This window comes from Bacillus sp. GMs2/2, assembly GCF_050172095.1.
Classification (GTDB): domain Bacteria; phylum Bacillota; class Bacilli; order Bacillales; family Bacillaceae_G; genus Bacillus_A; species Bacillus_A cereus.
Map to the genome: position 1 here is coordinate 1 of NZ_JBNLYE010000029.1, position 23871 is coordinate 23871.

A 23871-nucleotide genomic window follows, 5' to 3' on the forward strand; every position below is an offset into this window, starting at 1 on the left:
ATGTTATATAATAATCCCTATAGAAAGAGGGGAATATTGTGAGTAAAAATACAATCGATACAACATCTTTAGAAGATGTTTCATTGAACGCCTTCGCTTATGAATTGCTACGTGAAGAATTACTACCTGATTTAATCGGCAACGATTTAGATGGTATTTTATACTGGTCTGGTAGAAACCTTGCAAGAAAATATCCGCTAGAAACAATTGAAGAAGTCATTCAGTTCTTTGAAAAGGCTGGCTGGGGCACTTTAAGCATTGTTGAACATAAGCGTCGTGAAATGCAGTTCCAACTTAAAGGCACACTCATCGCAGAACGTCAAAAACAAAAACGACATTCTTCTTATCAACTAGAAGCCGGATTCATCGCTGAACAAATCCAAAAGCAACGGAACGTCGTTGCAGAGTCATACGAAGAAAAGAAAAAACGTTCTGACTCTATTACATTTCTTGTAAAATGGGATATAAAAGATCTCATTGAAGTGTAAGCATTACCTACAGTCAACTAGACATATCAGTTTAGTTGACTTTTTTGTATTTTCATTCAGATGCATTTATTTTAAATCTTCAGAAATTATACCAAAAAACAGAAGACGTTGTAAACTACAACGTCTTCTTATCTGTTAAATACGTATAAATCGTCTCCGCGACATTTTTCGGCATACCCGCTTCGACAAATTCCTCTATAGAAGCTTCTTTCATCTTCTTTAATGAACCAAAATGTTTTAACAATACCTTTTTCCGTTTATCACCGATTCCTGGAATATCATCCAATGCTGATTGAATGACAGATTTCCCGTGTAATTGACGATGGAATGTAATCGCAAATCGATGCACCTCATCTTGAATACGCTGCAATAAATAAAATTCTTGGCTATTTCTCTCAAGCATCACAGGTTCCGGTGGATCCCCAATAATTAAATGGGAGGTTTTATGTTTATCATCTTTTACAAGACCTGCCATCGGAATATATAATCCGAGCTCATTCTCTAAAATATCACTTGCAGCCGCTAGATGGCCTTTTCCTCCATCAATAATAATCAAATCAGGTAAAGGTGAATTTTCTTTAAGCGCCCTTGTATAACGGCGCCTCACAACTTCTCTCATAGACTCATAATCATCTGGTCCTTGAACCGTTTTAATTTTATATTTTCGATACTCTTTCTTCGCCGGTTTCCCATCGATAAAAGCAATCATTGCAGAAACGGGATTTGTTCCTTGAATATTTGAGTTATCAAACGCTTCAATACGATATGGCGTTTCAATCCCAAGCTGCTTCCCTAAATGATCTACCGCTTTAATCGTTCGTTCTTCATCACGTTCAATTAAGTAAAACTTCTCTTCAAGAGCAATCTTCGCATTTTTATTTGCCAATTCTACAAGGTCTTTTTTCTTACCACGTTTCGGCTGCGTCGCTTCCACTTCTAAAAAGCGCTCTACTAATTCCGAGTCTATACTTCCTGGAACGACAATCTCCTTCGGCTTAAAATGACTACTGTTTTCATAAAATTGGCCGATAAACGTTAAAAAACCCTCTTCTGGTTCATCGTAAATTGGAAACATAGAAACATCACGTTCAATTAGCTTTCCTTTTCGAACGAAGAAAACTTGAACACACATCCATCCTTTATCCACTGCATATCCAAACACATCACGATCCACTAAGTCACTCATAATCATCTTTTGTTTTTCCATAATCGCATCAATATGAGCAATTTGATCACGCAACTCTTTTGCACGTTCAAACTCTAGTTTCTCTGAAGCCTCATACATTTTTATTTCTAGTTCTGAACGAACTTCTTTATGTCCACCATTTAAAAACTTAATAATTTCATCTACAATTTCTTTATTTTGTTCTTCCGTCACTTCTTTCACACAAGGTGCTAAACATTGACCCATATGATAATACAAACAAACTTTATCTGGCATATTCGTGCATTTCCGAAGTGGATACATACGATCTAGCAGTTTTTTCGTTTCATGAGCAGATTGTGCATTTGGATAAGGACCAAAATATTTCCCTTTATCTTTTTTTACGTTTCGAGTAATGAGTAAGCGAGGTTGCTTCTCCGCTGTAATTTTAATAAAAGGATATGTTTTATCATCTTTTAATTGAATATTATATTTCGGATCATATTTTTTAATTAGATTTAACTCTAAAATAAGTGCTTCTAAATTCGAAGAAGTTACAATATATTCAAAATCAACAATTTCTCCTACAAGCCGCAGTGTTTTCCCATCATGTGAACCAGTAAAGTACGAGCGCACACGATTTTTAAGCACTTTTGCCTTTCCGACATATATAACCGTTCCTTGCTTATCTTTCATCAAATAACAACCAGGTTGATCTGGTAAAATAGCCAACTTCTCTTTCAAATGTTCGTGCACTCGTCTCCCTCCATTTCTACATACTTAGCATTTTTATTTTCCCTTGAAAACATACTATGCCCAAACACCCAACATACGTTCTTTTATTGTAACGGAAAGACTGTAAAAAAGAAAATAAAAAAAGCTACCAAATGGTAGCTTTTTTATTTTAGAAGTGTTTAGAAACTAATTCTACTAACGCTTCTTTCGGTTTGTAACCTAACGCTTGATCAACTACTTTACCGTCTTTTAATACGAAAAGAGCTGGAATGCTCATTACTTCGAATTGACGAGCAGTTTCTTGGTTTTCATCAACGTCTACTTTTACTACTTTTACTTTTTCGCCTAGTTCTGCATCAATTTCCTCTAATACAGGAGCGATCATTTTACAAGGTCCACACCAAGGTGCCCAGAAATCTAATAATACAACACCTTCGCTAGTTTCTGCTGCGAAGCTTTGGTCATTTGCGTTTACAATTGCCATTTTATTTCCTCCTTCAAGTATATTCTACCAAGAGTATATCATTAACTTATATACGTGGCGAATAATATGTATCGTTATGTATTGTAACAAAAAAATGTTCCTTTATACTATATAAAAATACGGATTAAATACTAAAAAGATGAGAGACAGGGGATCTCTCACCTTTTTCTATATATAGGGGTACTTCACTTGGAACTCAAGGGTACTTAAATCATGAATGTACTTTTAACTTTTTAAACTCTTCTGTTAAAAGAGGTACAACTTCGAATAAGTCACCGACAATACCATAGTCAGCTACTTTAAAGATACTTGCTTCTGGATCTTTATTAATCGCAACGATTATTTTTGAGTTAGACATACCTGCTAAATGCTGAATCGCACCAGAAATACCACATGCAATGTATAAGTCTGGCGTAACAACTTTACCAGTTTGACCAATTTGTAATGAGTAATCACAGTATTCAGCGTCACAAGCACCACGAGATGCCCCAACAGCGCCGCCTAGTACGTCTGCTAACTCTTTTAATGGCTTAAAGCCTTCTTCACTCTTCACACCACGTCCGCCAGCGATAATAACTTTTGCTTCAGAAAGATCCACACCTTCTGCTGTTTTACGGACAACATCTTGAATGATTGTACGTAAATCTTTCACATCAACTGTAATAGAAGATACGTCACCGCTGCGAGACTCATCTTTTTCCAGAGTTGCAATGTTATTTGGACGCACTGTCGCAAATAAGATGCCGTCTGTTACAATCTTCTTCTCGAATGCTTTACCAGAGTAAATTGGACGAGTGAAGATAACATTTCCACCTTCAACCTCTAAAGCAGTTACGTCAGAAACTAAACCAGCTTCAAGCTTCGCTGCTAATTTTGGTGATAAATCTTTACCAAGTGCTGTATGTCCAAAAACGATACCTTCTGGATTTTCTTCAGCATGTACAGCTAAAAACGCTTGTGCATAACCATCAGATGTATATGATTTTAATTTATCATTTTCAACTGTCACAACGCGATCTGCACCGTAATGAATCAATTCATTTGCAAAAGAGGCAACGCTGTCTCCAATTAGAAGACCTACTACTTCACCGCCTTCTGCAATTGTTTTTGCTGCTGCTACCGCTTCAAAAGAAACGTTACGTAGCGATCCATCACGAACTTCACCCATTACTAATACTTTACGAGCCATAGATTTTCCCTCCTGCATATATAATTTCGTATTTTATTAGATTACTTTCGCTTCTGTATGGAGCAACGATACAAGTTCTTTTACTTGATCTTGCAGCTCGCCTTGTAACACTTTTCCTGCATCTTTCTTAGGAGGCAAATAGATTTCAATTGTTTTTGTCTTTGCTTCCACATCATCTTCTTCTAAATCTAAATCATCTAATTCTAATTCTTCTAGCGGCTTTTTCTTCGCTTTCATAATACCTGGAAGCGATGGATAACGCGGTTCATTTAAACCTTGCTGTGCTGTTACTAAAACTGGTAATGAAGTTGCAATCACTTCTGTATCACCTTCAACATCACGCTCAATCTTCACATTTGTACCGTCAATTTCAAGTTTTGTAATTGTCGTTACATACGGAATATTTAACGCTTCAGCTACGCGTGGTCCTACTTGTCCAGATGCACCATCAATTGCAACGTTTCCGCCTAAAATTAAATCTGCATCTTTATCTTTTAAATATTCAGCAAGCACTTTTGCTGTCGTGAACTGGTCACCATTTTCTACATCATCTTCAATATTAATTAATACAGCTTTATCACAGCCCATTGCTAATGCAGTACGAAGTTCTTTCTCACTATCTTCGCCACCGACTGTTACAACTGTAACTTCTCCACCTTGTGCGTCTCTTACTTGAATTGCTTCTTCAATTGCATATTCATCGTAAGGGTTGATGATGAATTCCGCTTCGCCATCGTAAATTGCACCGTTTTTAATTACGATTTTTTCTTCTGTATCAAATGTTCGTTTCATGAGTACGTAGATGTTCATTCCATTTACCCCCTTGTTTTTCAGAAAGATTCTATCAATTTTAATTTTCTGTTAATTTATATTAAAAAAATAATTGAACTACCTGCCACTAAATGAAGGTTTACGCTTTTCTAAAAATGCAGCTACACCTTCTCTTCCATCTTCACTCGTAAATACTTCACCAAAAATCTGTGATTCACGTTGTACACCTTCATAGTAATGAGACGATTTTGTCGTTTGCAATAACTCTAGTACAGCACGAGTTGTTGCTGGACTTTTTCCAGCAATTTGTTTTGCAACTTTAAGCGTATCATCTAAAAGAGATTCTTCAGAGAACAATCCGTTAACAAGTCCCCACTTTAATGCTTCTGCACCAGTAATTGGTGTACTTGTTAACATCATTTCACAAGCTTTCGCTTTCCCAACATAACGTGGTAAGCGCTGTGTACCTGCAAAGCCAGGAATTAATCCAAGTGTTAATTCAGGTAAACCAAGTTTTGCACTTTCAGTTGCAAAGCGCATGTGGCAAGACATAGCAAATTCAAGGCCGCCGCCCAGTGCCGCTCCATGAATTGCCGCAATAACTGGTTTTGAACATTTTTCAACACGCTCAAACGTAACTTGTCCAAGCTGTGCTAATTCTGTTGCTTGCTTCGCTTCAGTAACAGATGTAAATTCTTTAATATCTGCTCCCGCTGAGAAGAAACGTCCTTCACCATGAATAACAACAACACGAATGTTATCATCCTTTTCCACTTGATCAATTAATTCAGTAACATCATGCATAACTTGTGAAGACATCGCATTCGCTGGTGCGTGATTTAATGTCGCCACCGCGATATGATCTTCAACTCTTACAGATAGGAATTTCAACATGATCCCTCCCATTATTGACGATAACCACAAGCTGCAATAAGTAGCCCGTGTACCGTTTTTGAAAGTGCGACCAGATCATACTTATGATCGCTCATTACCCAATTGGTCACAACTTCATCTACTGTTCCAAAGATCATTTGTCTTGCCACGCGAACATTTAAATCTGCTTGAAATTCACCTTGTTTTATACCAGTCTCTAAAATCTCATCCATAACTTGTAAGTAGCCTTTTAATACTTCATTTATTTTAAGGCGCAAGTCTTGATTGGACTGCCTTAGCTCTAATTGCGTAACGATAGCAAGAGGATCATTTTGCGACAACAGCAAGAAGTGCGTTTCTACCAACATGAATAACTTCGATACAGCGCTTTCAATTCCTGCTGTTTTTTGACGAATTGTTTCGACAAATTCTCCCATCTTCTCTTGGAATAAGGATATTAATATATCTTCTTTATTTTTAAAATATAAATAAATCGTGCCATCAGCTACCCCAGCTTGCTTTGCGATTTTAGAAACTTGCGCTTGGTGGTACCCATTCTCCGCAATCACAATGACTGCCGCATCAATAATTTGATTGTATTTCGGTCTATTTTTCTTCAATTTACTGTCCCCTTCAAGAAGATGACTGAATGAATAGTCATTCATATTCTTATAATACTGACTATTTAGAAAAGTGTCAATCCTATTTTTTCAAAAAGAAAGGGCCTTAGCCCGTTTGCTCATCCTCATTCTTTCTCTTCTCTTCATCTATTAGAACACGGCGTAAAATTTTCCCTACTGTCGTTTTTGGCAATTCATCTCTAAACTCATATACTTTCGGCACTTTATAAGCCGCTAAATATTTACGTGCAAACTGATTTAATTCTTCCTCAGAGCACTCCGTACCTTCTTTTAACACAACAAATGCTTTAACTGTCTCTCCTCGGTACGGATCTGGAACTCCAATTGTCACTACTTCTTGCACTTTTTCATGCTCATATAGTACTTCTTCAACTTCACGAGGATACACATTAAATCCACTCGCGACAATCATATCTTTCTTGCGATCTTTCACATAGAAAAATCCATCTTCATCCATGTAGCCAACATCACCTGTATGGAGCCAGCCATCTTGCAATACAGCCGCTGTTTCCTCTGGCTTATTCCAGTATCCTTTCATAATTTGAGGACCTTTCACTACAATTTCCCCTATTTCTCCTGGCGGTAATGCCTCACCAGTCTCAAGTGACATAATGATTGCTTCTGTATCTGGCCACGGAACTCCAATGCTACCTGGCACTCGCTTTTCCCATAAAAAATTACTATGTGTAACTGGAGAGGATTCTGTTAAACCATATCCCTCTACTAGTTTACCACCTGTAACTGTTTCGAACTTTTCCTGTACTTCTACTGGCAGTGGTGCTGATCCACTAATACAAGCACGAATAGAAGAAATATCATATTCTTTTAAAAGTGGACTATTTAAAAGAGCGATATAAATGGTTGGTGCACCTGGAAACAATGTCACTTTATGCTTCTTAATCGCTTCAAAAACCATTTTCATATCAAACTTTGGAATAAGGACCATTTTGTATCCTTGCATAATACTTAAATTCATAACAGCTGTCATACCATAAACATGGAAAAATGGAAGAACCCCAAGAACGACTTCTTCTCCTTCTTTGCAATTATATAACCATTGAACTCCCATTAACGTGTTAGAGACGAGGTTTTTATGCGTTAACATAACGCCTTTCGGAAATCCGGTTGTTCCTCCTGTGTACTGTAAAAGAGCTAGATCTTTTTCAGGATCACAAGGCACCTCAACATTCGTATTCACTTCTTTTTCTACTGAATTCCAAAGATGAATCGTTTCACTCTCTGATACTTTCACAACTAAATTCGACTGTTTTTTCTGCACAAATGGATACAATAGATTTTTAGGGAATGGTAAAAAGTCCGCAATGCGAGTTACGATAATATGCTCAATTTTTGTAGCAGATTGAACATTCGTTACTCTTGGAAACACTAAATCGAGGCAAAGAATTACTTTTGCTCCCGAGTCATGAAGCTGATATTCTAATTCCCTTTCTGTATACAGTGGATTGGTTTGTACTACGATACCTCCCGCAAGTAATGTACCGTAATAACCAATTACAGCTTGCGGACAATTCGGCAACATAATAGCAACTCGATCACCCTTTTCCACACCGAGCTTTTGAAGATAATTTGCAAATTTCTTCACTTTATCATGGAAGTGTGAAAATGTAATATCCTTCCCCAAAAAGTGAAGCGCTTTCTTTTCTGGATAGCGAGAAGCCATCTGTTCTACATATTTATGAAGCGGCTGAATATCATAAGAAATCGTACTTGGAATTTCCTCTGGATAACTTTTCAACCATGGTTTTTCCACCTTCATTCCCCCTTCAAATACATCAAAAATAAATGAATGTTCATTCATGAGGTTGTTTTCATTATATTATAGTCACCATAACGTTACAATCATAATATTCTGACTTTTATATCACTATGCTTTACTTCATTAACTTCTTATTATATGTAGAAACTCTCCTAATCTTAAAAAAGTAAGAGAGTTATTATTTAGCTTAATCTTATTATCGTTAATACAGCTCCTGGTGTAGTTGTTGATAATGTTGCAACAGCTAACAAACCAAATAGTTGCAAACTAATAGCATCTCCTGCTGCAAGATTTGTAATAATTGTTGCGCTAAATGATGTAGTTGCTAACGCAGGAGAATTGATCGTCCCAGCAAGTGGTGCTCCATTAATTGTAATTCGTGAACTGACCAATAATGAAGCTGTTATATTAATCGAATATGAAATATAATAATTCCCAGCATTTGCAACCGTAAATACTGTATTTCCCCCGGAAACCGTAATACCAGGACCGATATTTTGATTATTCGGAAGCGGGACATTCGTTCCACCAAGAAGTACCGATATCGCTGTTCCCGACGTATTATTTGCAAATGCATATGTCGCCGTGATACTTGTACCTGTTGCTCCTGTAAGGCCTGTTGCTCCTGTTGCTCCCGTTGGACCTGTTGAACCCGTTGATCCTGTTGAACCTGTTGAACCTGTTGAACCTGTTGATCCTGTTGAACCTGTCGCTCCCGTTGGGCCTGTTGATCCTGTCGCTCCCGTTGGGCCTGTTGATCCTGTTGCTCCCGTTGGACCTGTTGAACCCGTTGATCCTGTTGAACCCGTTGATCCCGTTGGGCCTGTTGCTCCTGTTGGGCCTGTCGCTCCCGTTGGACCCGTTGCTCCCGTTACTCCTGTCGCCCCCGTTGGACCCGTTGCCCCTGTTATTCCTGTTGCCCCTGTTATTCCTGTTGGGCCTGTTGCTCCTGTTACCCCTGTCGCCCCCGTTAAACCCGTTGCTCCTATTGGGCCTGTCGCTCCTGTTGGGCCCGTTGCCCCTGTTATTCCTGTCGCTCCCGTTGGGCCTGTTGCTCCTGTTATTCCTGTCGCTCCTGTTGGACCCGTTGCCCCTGTTATTCCTGTCGCTCCCGTTGGACCTGTGTCGCCTGTTACTCCTGTCGCCCCCGTTGGGCCTGTTGCTCCTGTTGCCCCCGTTGGGCCTGTTGCTCCTGTTGCCCCCGTTGGGCCTGTTGCTCCTGTTGCCCCCGTCGGACCGGTTGCTCCTGTTGCCCCCGTCGGACCGGTTGGACCAACTTTAGGAACTGTCCCATCGCAACTAAAACAGCATGAATCAACATGTACACCATTTTGATTATTACACCCACAATATCCATTTACGTTATTGCTCCATGAAGACATGTTGATCACTTCCTTTACATTCGATCTTTTTAGCGCAATCACCGACTTAAAAAACACCTATCTAAATAACAAAGAAATACTTTGCCTAGTCGGGGATAAAACACAGATTTCCTCCATACATTCTAGTAATTATTACATGCGATTCACTCTCCTTTTGCTTGTACTTTCGCCTTATCTCCACAGACTATTAACAATACACATTACACTATCGTACACAGCCACTTTCCCATTTAAACTTTCCACATTCGCCAATATTTTTAGTAAAGAGGCTTATTCTTCATAAATAGCGACTATAATATATAAAAATCCGTATAATTCGTTATTTTTCGTCAAAATTTTAAAAATATATTGACACTTAAAATACCCTCATAGTATGATTTGGGTGTTGTAATTGATAACCATTTTCACTTATGGTACTAGTTACAAAAAACACTTAATTTGGGGGCAGAAGATGAAGAAAATTCTCGGTATTTTCATAGTAGTTCTTCTATTCGCTGTTGGATGCGGACAGCAAAAAGAGGAGAAAAAAGAAACAAAAGCGGACAATAAAAATCAAGCTATAACAATTAAACACGCTGAAGGGGAAACGAAGTTAGATAAACCAGCGAAAAAAGTAGTTGTACTTGAGTGGGTATATTCAGAAGACTTATTAGCACTTGGTGTTCAGCCAGTAGGGATGGCAGACATTAAGAATTATAATAAATGGGTAAATACAAAAACAAAACCGAGTAAAGATGTTGTAGATGTAGGGACACGTCAACAACCAAACTTAGAAGAAATTAGCCGTTTAAAACCAGACTTAATTATCACAGCTTCATTCCGTGGTAAAGCAATTAAAAATGAATTAGAGCAAATTGCACCAACAGTTATGTTTGATCCATCAATAAGTAATAACGATCACTTTGCTGAAATGACAGAAACATTTAAACAAATTGCAAAAGCAGTTGGAAAAGAAGAAGAAGGTAAAAAAGTATTAGCTGATATGGATAAAGCATTCGCTGATGCAAAAGCAAAAATTGAGAAAGCAGACTTAAAAGATAAAAACATAGCAATGGCACAAGCATTTACTGCTAAAAACGTACCAACATTCCGTATCTTAACTGACAATTCTTTAGCTTTACAAGTTACAAAAAAATTAGGTTTAACAAATACTTTTGAAGCAGGAAAATCTGAGCCAGATGGTTTCAAACAAACAACTGTAGAATCATTACAAAGTGTACAAGATTCAAACTTCATTTACATTGTAGCGGATGAAGATAACATTTTTGACACGCAACTAAAAGGCAACCCTGCTTGGGAAGAATTAAAGTTCAAAAAAGAAAACAAAATGTATAAATTAAAAGGCGATACTTGGATTTTCGGTGGTCCTGAGTCTGCAACATCTTTAGCAACACAAGTAGCAGATGTAATGACAGCGAAGAAGTGATTACACGATGAATAGCTTACAACACACACTTCGAGCAAGTCTTGTATTCGGAGGAGGAGCAGCTCTCTTGCTCCTCCTTTTCTTTATTCATATCGGACAAGGTCAAGCAAACATTTCCTATAGTATGATTATTGATGCTCTTATCTCACCGAACCAATCGCTAGAACATCAAACTTTAATCATGCTTCGATTACCTAGAGCTGTAATTGCCATTTTAGCTGGAGGCGCTCTTGCTGCATCAGGGGTTATTTTACAAACGTTAACGAAAAATCCACTTGCTGAATCCAGTACAATGGGTATTCACTCTGGCGCATATTTCTTTCTAGTAGCGGCTACAATTTTCTTACCGAAAAGTTTACAAATTAATTCTCTTCTGTTCACATTTATCGGCGGTGCTATTACTGCTTTATTTGTATACCGTATTTCTGGTGGAAAAAAGGGAACCCCACTTAGAATGGCATTAGCTGGTATGGTCGTTACATTAATGCTCTCTGCCTTTACCGGAACGATGCAGCTTTTCTATGAAAATGAAACAGCTGGTTTATTTTTATGGGGAGCTGGCTCTCTTATTCAAAATAACTGGGATGGCGTTCAATTTGCTTTTCCATTTATCATTATTTCTTTCCTAGTTTTACTATTTATGTCTCGTAAACTCAACATTCTCTTACTTGGTGATGATGTTGCTGTTTCTCTTGGTGAAAAAACAGCAGTAACACGTCTTATCGCCTTCATTGCTGCAATCTTTTTAACAGCAGTAATTGTTACTGTTGTTGGACCAATTGGATTTGTCGGCTTAGTTGCGCCTCATTTAATGCGCCTTATCGGATACCGTCAACACTTTACTCTTCTTCTCTCTTCTTTCTTATGGGGGGCAGTATTATTACTTGGAGCAGATGTTGTCGGTAAATTAATAGATCCAACCGGTGCAGAACTTCCTGTTGGGGCAGTCACAGCAATGATTGGATCTCCTTGGCTTATTTACTTAGTGTACCGAATGATGAAGTCGAAACAATATATGAATGATAACGGTGCGAATGCAGCTGGAGCTAGTTCCCGCTATTACTCTTATAAAAAGGTAATCATTATATCTATCACACTTTGTATTGTGACGATTGCTCTTGGTGTTACAATCGGTAGTAACGCTTATATCGAAAGTATTACAAATGTTATATCAGGTCAATTAACACTATTTGACAAAAACATGATGATGAATCTTCGTTTACCAAGAATGCTCGTTGCTGCTATTGCTGGCGCATGCCTTGCAATAAGTGGGCTTGTTTTCCAAGGTATATTACGAAATCCACTTGCCGATCCTTCTATTATTGGTATTTCATCGGGAGCTGGTGTTGGTGCTTTAACTATTATGTATGTCTTTCCTGCACTTCCTGGTTTCTTTCTACCAATTGGTGCATTTATCGGCGGACTACTTGCAGTAGGAATTGTCCTCTTCTTTTCATGGAAATCAGGATTTAGCCCAACAGCCCTTGCTTTAATAGGAATTGGTATTTCTGCACTTGGCTCGGCAATTATTCAAATCTTTATCGTTAGAGCCAATTTGAATGTTGCCGCTGCTTTAACATGGTTATCTGGCAGTACGTATGCAAGAGGATGGAATCACTTAGAAAATATCATTCTATATCCATCTCTAATTCTTGTATTCATTATCTTTTTCTTAATAAAACAACTTGACGTTCTCGTACTTGGAGACGATTTAGCAACTGGACTTGGGCAACCAGTAAATAAAACACGTCTTGCTCTGATTGTGCTAGCGACACTACTTGCATCAGTAAATATCGCTGCTGTCGGTACAATTGCCTTTTTAGGCCTTGTCGCACCTCACTTAGCAAGAATTATTGTTGGTATGAATCATCAAAGACTATTCGTTTGTTCAGCACTATTTGGAGCAATCCTTCTTTCTGTTGCTGACTTACTTGGACGTACAATCGCATATCCGAAAGAAATTCCTTCTGGTCTTGTCGTTGCTGTACTTGGAGCACCTTATTTCTTATGGTTGATGAGGAAGAGTGGGAAGAAAGTTAATTAAAAAGGAGGCTTCATATATGTGAAGCCGTCTTTTCCTATTATGGCATAAAATTAACATAGGCTTTGTACATAATATATATAACAAGTAAATACATGATTATATTGAACACACTTCGTTTTAAAGTTAACTTTCTCTTTAATTTCTTATCTTGTAATCTCAATTCTATTCCATTCGCTATTTTCAACCTACCTACTATTTGAAATAACTCTCTGTAATCATCAGCATTTCCCAATAATACGTATTCGTTATCATTTTTATACTTTATATGCAGAAACTCACTTCCACCTTTACGGTCTAATATTGTTTTCATATAAGCTACTTCATTCAATACACATACTTTTAAATCAACTTCATTATAATAACGATCCATAAAAAACATATACAACCGTTTATTTGTAACGATTAACACATTATTAATACCGAAGTTCATTGCAAGAACGCCTATCCCTAATGTCATTGCTGTGCCTGTCTGCCAATTTTTCACACGATGATTTTCGGCAAGCATACTATATAAAATCTCTCCGCTTCCCTGTAACTCTTCTTGTACAACCTCATAACAACTTTTCATTAAAATTGTTTTTGTTACAACTTCTTTTGTACGATCTATTTTCTTTTTATCTATTTTCTCATCATTTCTATAATCATCTACACAATTATCGCTATACTGTAAGTTATTTAATTCCTGAAGTAACTTTTCTTTATTCATTCCTTTTCCCCCCCAGCAGCTTCTTCAATTTCTTTCTCCCTCTTGAAAGCCTACTATATACCGTATCTCGTGTCATACCGAATTCAAGCACTATTTCTTGTACGCTATATTCATCTAAATACCTTTTTATAAAAATTTTCTTATCTTCTTCATTCAATTCTTTAATTAAAACGTAAAAATTATAATCTCGCTCTTCTTTTGTTAAATTGACATTTTTTCTATCTTCATATATTTCTTGCTGAAACTCTTGTAATTGATAAGACTTATTACTTTTTCGTTTATAATCGATGGCCTTAAACCTAGCGACAGATATAAGCCAGTTTCTAAACTTCCCACGATTTTCATCATAACTACTAATGTTGTACCAAACGATTAATAAAATATCGTCAACACATTCATCCACTAACACCTTACTCTGTGCAGTATCTAAAATACTATGAACTACCTTATAAATTAAATCTCCATATCGATCAATTACTGTATGTAATGCTAACATATCTTGTTTCCGAAGACCTTCTACTATTTCTATATCCTTCACCCTTATCACCACTCTTTATCCTATTCTTTATTCATTATATATACGAATGAGCACATTCGTTTCCTGACACTTTTACAAATATTTTCTAATTGTTTTCATATTGTAGCAATGCTTAATTAATTATTTCTTGTGGAACAGGGATTATATTATCTCTCACGAATTTAATCTATGAACAAAAATAGGAGGGATAACTATGTACCAAACTATTGAAGGCTTCTTGCAATCATGGACATACGAAGCAGAGTCTACTGAGAAAATGCTTGATTCATTAACCGATGCATCTTTATCACAGGAAATTGCACCTGAACATTGGACGTTAGGTAGAGTTGCTTGGCATATCGTGACGGCAATTCCTGTTATACTATCTGGCACAGGGCTAAAGTTTGAAGGAGAAACGAAAGATTATCCTGTTCCAACTTCTGCAAAAACAATTGCAGATGAATACCGTAAAGTAAACGCGGCTTTTGTTGAAACACTTCAAAGTAAATGGACTGATAAAGACTTAGCTACTATTAATGACTTCTTTGGTCGCCCTATGCCGAATTCTATATTTCTAATGACACTCATTAATCATCAAAATCACCACCGCGGACAAATGACGGTTTTAATGCGACAAGCTGGCTTAACAGTTCCTGGCGTATATGGCCCCGCAAAAGAAGAATGGGCTGCGGCTGGAATGGAAGCTCCTAAAATGTAACGACAAAAAAGACAAGATGTTTACATATCTTGTCTTTTTCTGTAACTTGTTTCATGTGAAACTATTTTTTCTTAATGGTTGTTTTATGGAAAAGATAGGTTAAAATGAATACATATTACGAAGAGGAGTAACCAAATTGAATACAAAAAATAAAAAAATAGCTATGGGAACTATTTTACTAACTTCTATTATTGGAGTTATTAGTGTATCTCTTTATTTCACCTATTATGGTACCCCTTGGGGAAAACAAGTAGCAATTACGGACTCAAAAGAGTATATTACAAAATATTTTAATCTAGATGCAGAAGTCAAAAATACTTCTTACGATGCTAAAATGAATAGCTATGCAATCTCCTTTGAAACAAGTACCGACGGCGAGTTTACTATCGAATATAAAAGTCCTAATAACTTTAACATTTCTCCAGAAGTGCAAAAGTATTTAAGCACACACTCTAAATTTACAGAGTAGTAACGAAGCGTACATATACAAAAAAGAGTTGGTGTAACGCCAACTCTTTTTCACATATTCTTATCATACAGTTATATCTTCCTTCTCTATATTTTTAATGCCGTAATACGCAATTACAACTCCAATTGCTGCGAGTGCTAGTTGAAGGGGAAGAAAAGTTGCTGTAGAAAACTCTGGGTTGCCATTCATTGCAATTGTGACAACGATAAGAGATGAAACAATTGTAGTTGGCACGGAACGTTTACGCATTCCGAAGTATAATGGGATTAAACTCATCCCCGCAGTTGCAATGGCTAAAGGAACTAGTTTTATTCCTTCTTGCATCAATTGATCTACTGTAAATGAATTAGGAAGAATTGAAAAATAGCTATCTATACCAAAGAAAACTCCTACTACTAAAATGTTAGATACAATAACTGTTATAAATGTTACTATTGCTGCAATAGCCAACTTACTAGCCATCATTTTCTTCCGATTAATAGGGTAAGAAAACATAAGTAGTATTGTTTTATTTTTATATTCACCAATTATTAGCCTTGCGATTAATACACTACCAAAAACAATAAACGTTGCTCTTACTATTGTGCTAGCCATTAACAATATCGTCTCTGGATTCCTTATTTCTGCATCACCTTCTACTTGAGCAATGATGCTCACAAAGATCATTAATGCCAGTATAACAATATTTGCAATAATTGCTCTCTTCACGTACCAACCAAGCTTAAACTTTTTCAATTCTAGCTTCATTAAATGTAGCATGATAGTGTCCTCCTTCCTCCTAAGATTTAATCAATATAAATGACTCCTGTTTCACTTAAAATCTTCGCTTCATTTTTTGCATCACCAATCGTTCCTACTTTTATTTTTTCTGTATTTTTATCTTTCTTAAGTCCTTTTAAATCTACTATTACGTCAGCCGAATTACTTTTAGCCATAAGCTTCAATGATGCCGGGACACCTTTATACCGTACGCCAATATCCCCTGATTTTGTTTCTATAAATAATGATTTTCCTTCTGTCATATCTTTCAGCAATACTTCCCCAGATGTTGAAGTGATGTTCATATTTGAGTTACTTACATTTGTTATATAGTTATCACCAGTCGTAGACTTTATATTTAATTCTTGTACTGAACTACCTTTTAAAACTAACTCTCCACTTTGCGATATGAATTCACCTTTCTCGGCTGATAGTCCTACAATCATTTCATCTCCAGACTTGCCTTTTGTCATGATATTTTTTACTACTATATCTCTTATTTTCACATCACCCGATTTATTATTTAATACAATTTTATCTATTTCTTTCTTCGGAATAGCTATAGATATACTATTTTTCTTCCTAAACGTGAAACCATTAAAAAATCTGTTCATCTTTTGTTTTTGTTTAATCACAATTTTATTTTCATCATTTTCTATTTTGACAGGATCTATCTCTTTATCTACTTGTTCACCTTGAGCGGAAATTACTATTTTATTAGCGTCTGTACTTTTAAATTCAAGATTCCAGTTTTCATTATCTACTTCTATTTCTTTTATATTATTTATCTCAAAAGACTTTTCTTTCTTAAAACCTTCCCCCTGAAACACCTTAAAACCAAAAACCGCACTAGCAATTGTAATGAATAATATTGCAATTACTATTATCTTTTTCACCATTCATACCCCAGTTCGTTGTTGTTTTAAGCTTGCTTCACACCACATCAATCTTATCGATTTTACGAAACGATAAATAACTAATGAAGATCCCTAATAAACAGAGCACGATTGGGATAGCTATAAAATCAAACATACTTACTTGATCGTTTCCAGGACCAACGTTACCACTAATCAGCATACCAATTATTACTGCCGAAGTAATCGTTGTCGGTGTCGATTTCTTTCTCATTCCAAAAAATAAAGGAATTAAACTTATACCAGATATCATAAATGCACTTATAAAAGTATCTGGAACGATAGCTATTATTTCACCCATCGTAGCTGGCGTTTCAATCAGTCCCATCATGGGACTCACAAAATATACGAGTAAACTAATAATAAAAGTAGCGATAATGGTACTCACAAAACAAAAACAAAAAACAATTGTTAATTTCGCCCTCATTAGCATTTTCCTTTGCAGCGGGTACATAAACGATAATTGCATCGTTTTGTTCTTATACTCATCAATTACTAAACGTGATAAAATGACCGAACTAAAAATAATGAATGTTATCCTAATAAAAATATTTGCTGCAGCCATGTTCTGTGTGAAGTCAGAGAAGAGCATGTTTTCCTCGGCTTTCATTCCCAATGCCATAAGGCTTACTGCAGCGAAAATTGCTATAATACAAATTGCTACACTTTTAAAGTAACGAGATAATTTATGTTTCTTCCATTCGAGCTTCATTAATTTAAACATATAAATTACGCCTCCATTCTTTATATACCTGTCTCTACGCTGCTAACATTCTAATTCCAGCAGTAACGAAGCTTAACATTCCTATCACTAGTACAATGAACAACCATTTCCGCTCTGGTTTTCTATAATATAAAATTCCACTTATTAGCATTACGATAAATCCACTTATCAGGTTCAGCCATAGTCCATTAAGCATGAATACCTTCTCCATCCATTACATTTAAGAAATATTCTTCTAAGGAACTATGTTTCTTATTAATACTTTCAATTTCCACATCGTTCATAATAAGTGCTTTTGAAATGGCCTGCTGAGACGCTAACGTATCATACACACGAATCATGGTTCCACTCATTATTTTGTAGTTTTTTATACCAAGTTTATCTTCTAAAATATAAGCTGCACGTTTCACATCAGGAACAGTGATTTCAATGTACTCTGTTTGTTTTCCGTTAATACTCTTCATTGAAACTTCTTTTATTAGTTTTCCATTTTGAATCACACCAATTGTATCGGCCATTAGTTCCATTTCACCTAAAATATGACTAGAAACTAATAATGTAATGCCATATTCTTTGCAGAGCATTTTAAATAAGTCTCGTAACTCTTTAATACCAATTGGATCTAAACCGTTAATTGGTTCATCTAAAATGAGCAATTCTGGCTTTGTCACGATTGCTCTTGCAATACCGAGTCGTTGTTTCATTCCTAATGAAAAATCTTTTACTTTTTTATTATCTACCCCTTGTAGTTTCACTAAATGTAAAGCATGGTCAATTGCATTTTTATCGTAGTAGCCCATGTATTCACAATGTAGGTCTAAGTTTTCTTTCGCCGTTAATTTATCATAAAAGATTGGGTATTCAATAATTGTCCCCATTCTTTTTAATACTTCATAAGATGTATCTGTTAATTTCTCACCGAAGATTTCAATATCACCACTCGTCGGTTTTATTAAATTTGTAATCATTTTCATAATCGTTGTTTTACCAGCACCGTTTGGTCCTAAAAAACCGTAAATTTCTCCTTTTTTCACATGCATGTTAACACCGGAAATAACTTCTTTCCCTTTAAACACTTTCGTTAACTGGTTTGTTTTTAATATATATGTCATGTTACTTTCCCCTTTCGCAATACTCTATATTTCTATAATAGACAACGGAAATCTCTTTTTTCTTACCCGTTTCTTACAAATTCCTTACGCTGAAAAAAAGCTTGTAGAATCTACTGCTCTACAAGCTAAAACTGTATCTTTGTTAATGCAATTGTAAAAATTGTTTTTTCATACGGTTTACTAGAAAGATGAATTTTTCCGTCCATCGCTTCCACAAGCCGTTTCGTAATCGTTAATCCTAGACCGCTTCCTTGGTACAATCTATTTCTTGAATCTTCAAGTGTGTACATACGCTCAAACACTTTATCAATATGAGATTCATCAATCCCTTTTCCTTTATCCCATACATCTATATACACGCCCGTGTCATCATCTCTTAACGTCATACCGAGTGCCTTTCCATCGTCTCCATATGTAATTGCATTTGATATTAAATTATTCAATACCCTACCTAATACTTCTACATTTCCAAGTGCATATATATTTCTTTCTGGTATATCAATATGAACCTGAAAACCTTTCGTCGTCACTAAATCATAAAATGATAAAATCTTCTCGCGGCAAACTTCATTCATATTTACTTTTTTCATTTCAATTGCTTTGTCACCAGATTCTAATTTCGCTAAATCAAAAAACTTATGAATTAATTCCATCACTTCTAGTGTTTTCGTATGCACTTTCTCAAGTAATATTTGTTGTTCTTCTTTATTTATCGTTTTATCCTTATTTAACATTTCTGTATATCCAAGAATAACTGTTAGTGGTGTTTTCAAGTCATGCGAAATATTTGAAAGCATTTTTCTCATCGAAATTTCTACTTTTGCATGATCTGCATTCGTTTTCTGTTTTGCATCTAATAATTGATTAATTGCCACTAATAATTTTTGCAATTCTAGATCATCTGTCATAACGAGTAACGTCTCGCCTGTTTTTTCATTTACAATACTTTCTAACTTTTCATATGTGTATCGTAAATTTTTACTACTATTTTTTCTCATTTTATATTGCATATAAATAACACATAACAATATAAAAATAATACCTATTAACAAATTGATCATATTACATCACTTCCAGCTTATAGCCGATGCCCCATAGCGTTTTAATATATTCTGGATTAGATGGATCACTTTCGATTTTCTCACGCAATCTTCTCATATGAACATTAATAACGTTATCGTCACCGTAATACTCTTCATTCCAAACTAACGTATATATTTGCGCTTTCGTAAATACACGATTTTGGTTCTTTACAAATAGCTTTAAAATCTCAAATTCTTTTAAAGTAAGTTTGAGAGGCTTCCCGTTTTTTTCTACAGTAAAATTAATTGGATCAATTGTTAAATCACCAATTTGAATCATTTTTTCTATTGTTTCTGTAGCCGAGTATTTCGTAGACCTCCGAATACCTGCTTTTACACGTGCAGCCAATTCAATCATAGAAAATGGCTTACAAATGTAATCATCTGCTCCAAGTCCTAATCCAACAGCTTTATCAACATCTGTATCTTTTGCCGACATCATTAAAATCGGAACTGCACTTTTTTCTCGAATGATTCGTACAACCTCTAAGCCATCTAGCTTTGGCATCATAATGTCAAGGATAATCAAATCAAATGAACCTTTTAAATATGTGTTCACGCCTTCTTCTCCATCAGACGCAATCGTAACTTGAAAGCCTTCCTTTATTAAATACTTTTCCACCATCTCTTGAATTGAGATATCATCTTCAACTAATAAAATATGATGTGACATATGTCTATCCCCTTTTTACAAACGTTAACAATCCAATTGTATCGTAACTACTACAGACTGGAAACAATTATATGAATTTTCAAACCAACTTCCCTTCCTTCCTTAACAATGATATGATGAAATTCACTACGATTGTTCATAATTAACTTTATATAAAGGAGACTTATCATGTCAGAAAACAAAAAAGTAAGCTTAGCTGATTTAATGCGTGAACAACTTGCTAAGAAAAAGCAAGGAAATGGAAATGGTCAAAATGCAAAAAATCAAAGCCAAGAAACAAAAAAATTACAAAACCAACAAACAAAGAAAACAAACAACCAACGTAGACGTACAGGTGTATAAATGAACGGACAAAAACGTTCTGATATCGCCCCCGGTCTTGAAGTTGATATTGTATTAAAACAAGATCAACGAACAGGCAAATTAACACGTGGAATTGTAAAAGATATTTTAACAAACTCCCCTTCCCATCCGCATGGCATTAAAGTGCGATTGCAGGACGGGCAAGTCGGTAGAGTACAAAATATCGTTCAATAAGAAAAGGAGCTCAAGTAAACTCGAGCTCCTTTTCTTTATTAACCTTTAATTTTCTCGATGAAAACTACTTTTAAGTAGTCTCCTTCTTTAAATTGATCAATGGTACGGAAATCTTCTGGTAAAGAATGTTCTTCTAATATTTTATATTTGCCATTCATTTCTTTAAAGGCTGTATCGATAAAGCCTTTAAACTTTTTCATATCGAATGCGCTACAGTTTGTAGAAGCAACGATAATACCGTTATTTTCTGTAATAGCAATTGTTTCTTTTAATAAATTTTTATAATCTTTTGCTGCACTAAATGTATATTTTTTTGAGCGTGCAAAGCTTGGAGGATCAAGTACGACCATATCAAATTTCATTTTTTTCTTCGCTGCATATTTGAAGTAAAGAAATACATCTTCTACAATAATATCTTGCGCTTCATAATCAACTTCATTTACACTAAACTGCTCAATCGTTTTACTTAAACTACGATTTGCAAGGTCAACACTCGTCGTTTTACTCGCTCCGCCAAGAGCTGCAAATACAGAGAAAGCACCTGTATAAGAGAACATATTTAACACTGTTCTTCCTTTTGCATATTTATCACGAATTTGTTTTCGAACGTTACGTTGATCTAAAAATACCCCAACCATTGCCCCATCATTTAAATAAACCGCAAAGTTTACACCGTTCTCTTTTACGATAAGTGGGAACTCGCCGCGCTCTCCTGCTACGAAATCATCCCCCTCAATATATTTCCCTTTCGTATCAAAACGCTTTTTCTCATAAATACCTTTAAAGTTTGCTACTTTTTGAAGAGCGGCTATAATCTCGTCTCTGAAAGTGTAAATCCCTTCACTATACCAACTTACTACGTAGTAGCCATCATAATAATCGATAATTAGTCCTCCAAGACCATCACCTTCACCGTTTAGGGCGCGGAATGCTGTCGTATCACTTGATTTGTAAAATTGCTTTCGTTTATGTAAGGCAGATTTGATTTTACTTTCAAAGAAAGATTGATTAATTTGTTCACTCTCTTTTCTCGTTAAAATCCAGCCGTATCCTTTATTTTGTTTTCCATAATAGCCTTTTCCGATAAATTGGTTCTTCTCATCTACTACTTTAATGATTGTTCCTTCTTCACGAACATCATTTAAATTTTGAATCGCATCTTTTAAAATAAGCGGATATCCACTTTTAATTTCTTTTATAAATTTCGGTTTTATTTTTACAGTTACTTCTGATCGCATATAATAACTTCCTTTCCATTTGCATGCTTTCTCTACAGGAAGCATTTAAAAAACGAGACTGAAAAAACAGCCTCGTTTCACTATACCATATTATTGCTTTGCTAGTACAACTCGCTCATTCTCTCGCTTAACTGCCACATATTTACTACATTTTGAACTGGAAATCTTACTGTCCAATATAATATAAAAAACTTTTATATTTCACATTTAGCATTGACAATGATAATGATTTTCATTATCATTTAATGTATATGAGTTCTCGAAAATAAAGGCTATATTTATAGGAGGAATAAACATGATTATCGTTACAAATACAGCTAAAATTACAAAGGGAAATGGACATAAATTAATTGAGCGTTTTAATAAAGTAGGTAAAGTTGAAACGATGCCAGGCTTTTTAGGTCTAGAAGTTCTTTTAACGCAAAATACAGTTGATTATGATGAAGTTACAATTAGCACTCGCTGGAATGCAAAAGAAGATTTCCAAGGTTGGACAAAGAGCGCTGCATTTAAAGATGCTCACTCACATCAAGGCGGAATGCCAGAATATATTCTTGATAATAAAATTGCTTACTATGATGTAAAAGTTGTACGTATGCCAATGGCTGCAGCACAGTAAAAACAGTCCTTTTTTAAAGTATAGAATATGAGAAGCGTTATCTATCACTTCTCATATTCTATACTTTTTTCTTTAATTTCTTTTTATTAATTTTGCGTGTACAACTAGCCTTCCAGCCTCTGGATCAAGCGCATAGTCACAAGTAGAAAGTGTTACGATTTCATCATTAGCCGTCAATTCCGTATCCGTTTTGTACAGTGATTTTTCTTGAATTTCCTTTAAGAACGATGTATATGCTGCATCATTTTCAAAATCCGTTTCAATGTAATAAAAGTCCGTTGTTGTCGTGTATACTGAAAAAACTTCCACGTCGTATCCTTCAAATAATGTATCGTAATATAATTTACGATGAGACATAAAAAAGTCTTCATCCAACATCTTTTTTAAACTACCAAACATAGAACCGTCTTTCATACGATGGCCATATAAAATCGTATTTCGATTTTGAGATTTCACATCATTACGATGGTCCATAAAAATGCTTCCCGCTCTCATATCTTCACCTTTATAATTACGAAATAAATAGTAATCATTATCTTTTGCTTGAACGATTGGATAATTAATTTGTGTATCATCCATCGTAATCCATCCGACTATCTCTGGATTAATTTTCTGGAGATCCTGAAACTGTTTACGTACCTCTCCATCTTCTGATTTTTCTTCCATTGGACTTCTTTTATAAATATGTTGTGCCTCAGCCATTACTTTACGATTTTCATAATAATCCATGAAAATCCCGCCCAACTCGTACATTGAATAGAAAAAGATTCCTAAAAACACAATTGTAAGTATGCGTTGAAAAAAAGAATTCTTTTTCCGTCCTTTCTTACTATTCAAATTATCACCTCA

The 23871-nt window shown here is 35.6% G+C and carries 27 protein-coding genes; 8 read left to right on the forward strand and 19 right to left on the reverse strand.

What is annotated here, in order from left to right; translation table 11 throughout:
* Window positions 1–38 precede the first annotated feature (38 nt).
* Complete coding sequence (locus ACQGS6_RS07030; protein WP_000042226.1) at window positions 39–488, forward strand: YslB family protein; 450 nt, start codon at window positions 39–41, stop codon at window positions 486–488.
* A 115-nt stretch (window positions 489–603) separates the two neighbouring features.
* On the opposite strand, the gene uvrC is transcribed toward ACQGS6_RS07030, so the two are convergent.
* The 8 genes from uvrC to ACQGS6_RS07070 form a co-directional block, all read right to left on the reverse strand.
* Window positions 604–2388 carry an excinuclease ABC subunit C gene (gene uvrC, locus ACQGS6_RS07035; protein ID WP_000544296.1) on the reverse strand — a complete coding sequence of 595 codons (1785 nt, stop codon included), beginning with the start codon at window positions 2386–2388 and terminating at the stop codon, window positions 604–606.
* A 148-nt stretch (window positions 2389–2536) separates the two neighbouring features.
* On the reverse strand, window positions 2537–2851 hold the full coding sequence (gene trxA / locus ACQGS6_RS07040) for a thioredoxin (RefSeq protein WP_001018943.1): 315 nt from the start codon (window positions 2849–2851) through the stop codon (window positions 2537–2539).
* 211 nt (window positions 2852–3062) lie between these two features.
* Window positions 3063–4040: an electron transfer flavoprotein subunit alpha gene (gene etfA, locus ACQGS6_RS07045; RefSeq protein WP_000101945.1), complete on the reverse strand. Its 978-nt coding sequence runs from the start codon at window positions 4038–4040 to the stop codon at window positions 3063–3065.
* 36 nt (window positions 4041–4076) lie between these two features.
* Window positions 4077–4850 (reverse strand): electron transfer flavoprotein subunit beta, encoded by a 774-nt coding sequence (gene etfB / locus ACQGS6_RS07050; RefSeq protein WP_001029028.1) that lies wholly within the window; start codon window positions 4848–4850, stop codon window positions 4077–4079.
* 78 nt (window positions 4851–4928) lie between these two features.
* Window positions 4929–5705 carry an enoyl-CoA hydratase gene (locus ACQGS6_RS07055; RefSeq protein ID WP_000911292.1) on the reverse strand — a complete coding sequence of 259 codons (777 nt, stop codon included), beginning with the start codon at window positions 5703–5705 and terminating at the stop codon, window positions 4929–4931.
* An 11-nt stretch (window positions 5706–5716) separates the two neighbouring features.
* Window positions 5717–6304 (reverse strand): TetR/AcrR family transcriptional regulator, encoded by a 588-nt coding sequence (locus ACQGS6_RS07060; RefSeq protein WP_000742223.1) that lies wholly within the window; start codon window positions 6302–6304, stop codon window positions 5717–5719.
* Window positions 6305–6410: 106 nt separating this feature from the next.
* On the reverse strand, window positions 6411–8096 hold the full coding sequence (locus ACQGS6_RS07065; protein WP_000414734.1) for a long-chain-fatty-acid--CoA ligase: 1686 nt from the start codon (window positions 8094–8096) through the stop codon (window positions 6411–6413).
* Between the two features lie 188 nt (window positions 8097–8284).
* On the reverse strand, window positions 8285–9484 hold the full coding sequence (locus ACQGS6_RS07070; protein WP_426964983.1) for a BclA C-terminal domain-containing protein: 1200 nt from the start codon (window positions 9482–9484) through the stop codon (window positions 8285–8287).
* Between the two features lie 451 nt (window positions 9485–9935).
* Between ACQGS6_RS07070 and ACQGS6_RS07075 the strand changes: the two genes are divergently transcribed.
* Together ACQGS6_RS07075 and fhuB are read left to right on the forward strand one after the other, a co-directional pair.
* Window positions 9936–10910 carry an ABC transporter substrate-binding protein gene (locus tag ACQGS6_RS07075; RefSeq protein WP_426964984.1) on the forward strand — a complete coding sequence of 325 codons (975 nt, stop codon included), beginning with the start codon at window positions 9936–9938 and terminating at the stop codon, window positions 10908–10910.
* 7 nt (window positions 10911–10917) lie between these two features.
* Window positions 10918–12954: a Fe(3+)-hydroxamate ABC transporter permease FhuB gene (gene fhuB, locus ACQGS6_RS07080; protein ID WP_426964985.1), complete on the forward strand. Its 2037-nt coding sequence runs from the start codon at window positions 10918–10920 to the stop codon at window positions 12952–12954.
* A 37-nt stretch (window positions 12955–12991) separates the two neighbouring features.
* On the opposite strand, the gene ACQGS6_RS07085 is transcribed toward fhuB, so the two are convergent.
* Both ACQGS6_RS07085 and ACQGS6_RS07090 read right to left on the reverse strand, forming a co-directional pair.
* Window positions 12992–13660: a septation ring formation regulator EzrA gene (locus tag ACQGS6_RS07085; RefSeq protein WP_426964986.1), complete on the reverse strand. Its 669-nt coding sequence runs from the start codon at window positions 13658–13660 to the stop codon at window positions 12992–12994.
* On the reverse strand, window positions 13653–14156 hold the full coding sequence (locus tag ACQGS6_RS07090; RefSeq protein ID WP_426964988.1) for a sigma-70 family RNA polymerase sigma factor: 504 nt from the start codon (window positions 14154–14156) through the stop codon (window positions 13653–13655). The genes ACQGS6_RS07085 and ACQGS6_RS07090 overlap by 8 nt, the downstream gene beginning before the upstream one ends.
* Before the next feature lie 235 nt (window positions 14157–14391).
* Between ACQGS6_RS07090 and ACQGS6_RS07095 the strand changes: the two genes are divergently transcribed.
* Together ACQGS6_RS07095 and ACQGS6_RS07100 are read left to right on the forward strand one after the other, a co-directional pair.
* Complete coding sequence (locus ACQGS6_RS07095; RefSeq protein WP_000284965.1) at window positions 14392–14895, forward strand: DinB family protein; 504 nt, start codon at window positions 14392–14394, stop codon at window positions 14893–14895.
* A 136-nt stretch (window positions 14896–15031) separates the two neighbouring features.
* Entirely contained in the window at window positions 15032–15364 is a 333-nt protein-coding gene (locus ACQGS6_RS07100) for a hypothetical protein (protein WP_001093297.1), read from the forward strand.
* 63 nt (window positions 15365–15427) lie between these two features.
* Here the strand turns inward: ACQGS6_RS07100 and ACQGS6_RS07105 are convergent, their stop codons facing one another.
* The 7 genes from ACQGS6_RS07105 to ACQGS6_RS07135 form a co-directional block, all read right to left on the reverse strand.
* A complete protein-coding gene (locus tag ACQGS6_RS07105) occupies window positions 15428–16123 on the reverse strand; it encodes an ABC transporter permease (protein ID WP_000902924.1) in 696 nt (231 codons plus the stop codon).
* Between the two features lie 26 nt (window positions 16124–16149).
* Complete coding sequence (locus ACQGS6_RS07110; RefSeq protein ID WP_000239288.1) at window positions 16150–17022, reverse strand: DUF4097 family beta strand repeat-containing protein; 873 nt, start codon at window positions 17020–17022, stop codon at window positions 16150–16152.
* 34 nt (window positions 17023–17056) lie between these two features.
* Window positions 17057–17761, reverse strand: coding sequence for an ABC transporter permease (locus tag ACQGS6_RS07115; RefSeq protein WP_000475530.1), 705 nt, complete (start codon window positions 17759–17761; stop codon window positions 17057–17059).
* 34 nt (window positions 17762–17795) lie between these two features.
* Complete coding sequence (locus ACQGS6_RS07120) at window positions 17796–17957, reverse strand: hypothetical protein (RefSeq protein WP_000931810.1); 162 nt, start codon at window positions 17955–17957, stop codon at window positions 17796–17798.
* Window positions 17950–18873 carry an ABC transporter ATP-binding protein gene (locus ACQGS6_RS07125; RefSeq protein ID WP_000221066.1) on the reverse strand — a complete coding sequence of 308 codons (924 nt, stop codon included), beginning with the start codon at window positions 18871–18873 and terminating at the stop codon, window positions 17950–17952. The genes ACQGS6_RS07120 and ACQGS6_RS07125 overlap by 8 nt, the downstream gene beginning before the upstream one ends.
* A 125-nt stretch (window positions 18874–18998) precedes the next feature.
* A complete protein-coding gene (locus ACQGS6_RS07130) occupies window positions 18999–19934 on the reverse strand; it encodes a HAMP domain-containing histidine kinase (protein WP_000609138.1) in 936 nt (311 codons plus the stop codon).
* A gap of 1 nt (window position 19935) precedes the next feature.
* Window positions 19936–20628, reverse strand: coding sequence for a response regulator transcription factor (locus tag ACQGS6_RS07135; RefSeq protein WP_000018029.1), 693 nt, complete (start codon window positions 20626–20628; stop codon window positions 19936–19938).
* Between the two features lie 168 nt (window positions 20629–20796).
* On the opposite strand from ACQGS6_RS07135, the gene ACQGS6_RS07140 reads away from it, so the two are divergent.
* Together ACQGS6_RS07140 and ACQGS6_RS07145 are read left to right on the forward strand one after the other, a co-directional pair.
* On the forward strand, window positions 20797–20970 hold the full coding sequence (locus ACQGS6_RS07140; protein ID WP_001293578.1) for a hypothetical protein: 174 nt from the start codon (window positions 20797–20799) through the stop codon (window positions 20968–20970).
* Entirely contained in the window at window positions 20971–21165 is a 195-nt protein-coding gene (locus ACQGS6_RS07145) for a YwbE family protein (RefSeq protein WP_001014305.1), read from the forward strand. It begins immediately after the preceding gene.
* Window positions 21166–21203: 38 nt separating this feature from the next.
* Here the strand turns inward: ACQGS6_RS07145 and ACQGS6_RS07150 are convergent, their stop codons facing one another.
* Entirely contained in the window at window positions 21204–22403 is a 1200-nt protein-coding gene (locus ACQGS6_RS07150) for a class I SAM-dependent rRNA methyltransferase (protein ID WP_001255970.1), read from the reverse strand.
* A 295-nt stretch (window positions 22404–22698) separates the two neighbouring features.
* Here ACQGS6_RS07150 and isdG point away from each other — a divergent pair, with 295 nt between their 5' ends.
* The gene (isdG, locus tag ACQGS6_RS07155; protein ID WP_000587818.1) at window positions 22699–23022 is read left to right on the forward strand and encodes a heme oxygenase; all 324 of its coding nucleotides are present in this window, start codon (window positions 22699–22701) and stop codon (window positions 23020–23022) included.
* Between the two features lie 72 nt (window positions 23023–23094).
* Here isdG and srtB read toward each other — a convergent pair whose 3' ends face one another.
* Window positions 23095–23859, reverse strand: a complete 765-nt coding sequence (gene srtB, locus ACQGS6_RS07160; RefSeq protein WP_001086121.1) for a class B sortase — start codon at window positions 23857–23859, stop codon at window positions 23095–23097.
* Window positions 23860–23871: the final 12 nt, after the last annotated feature.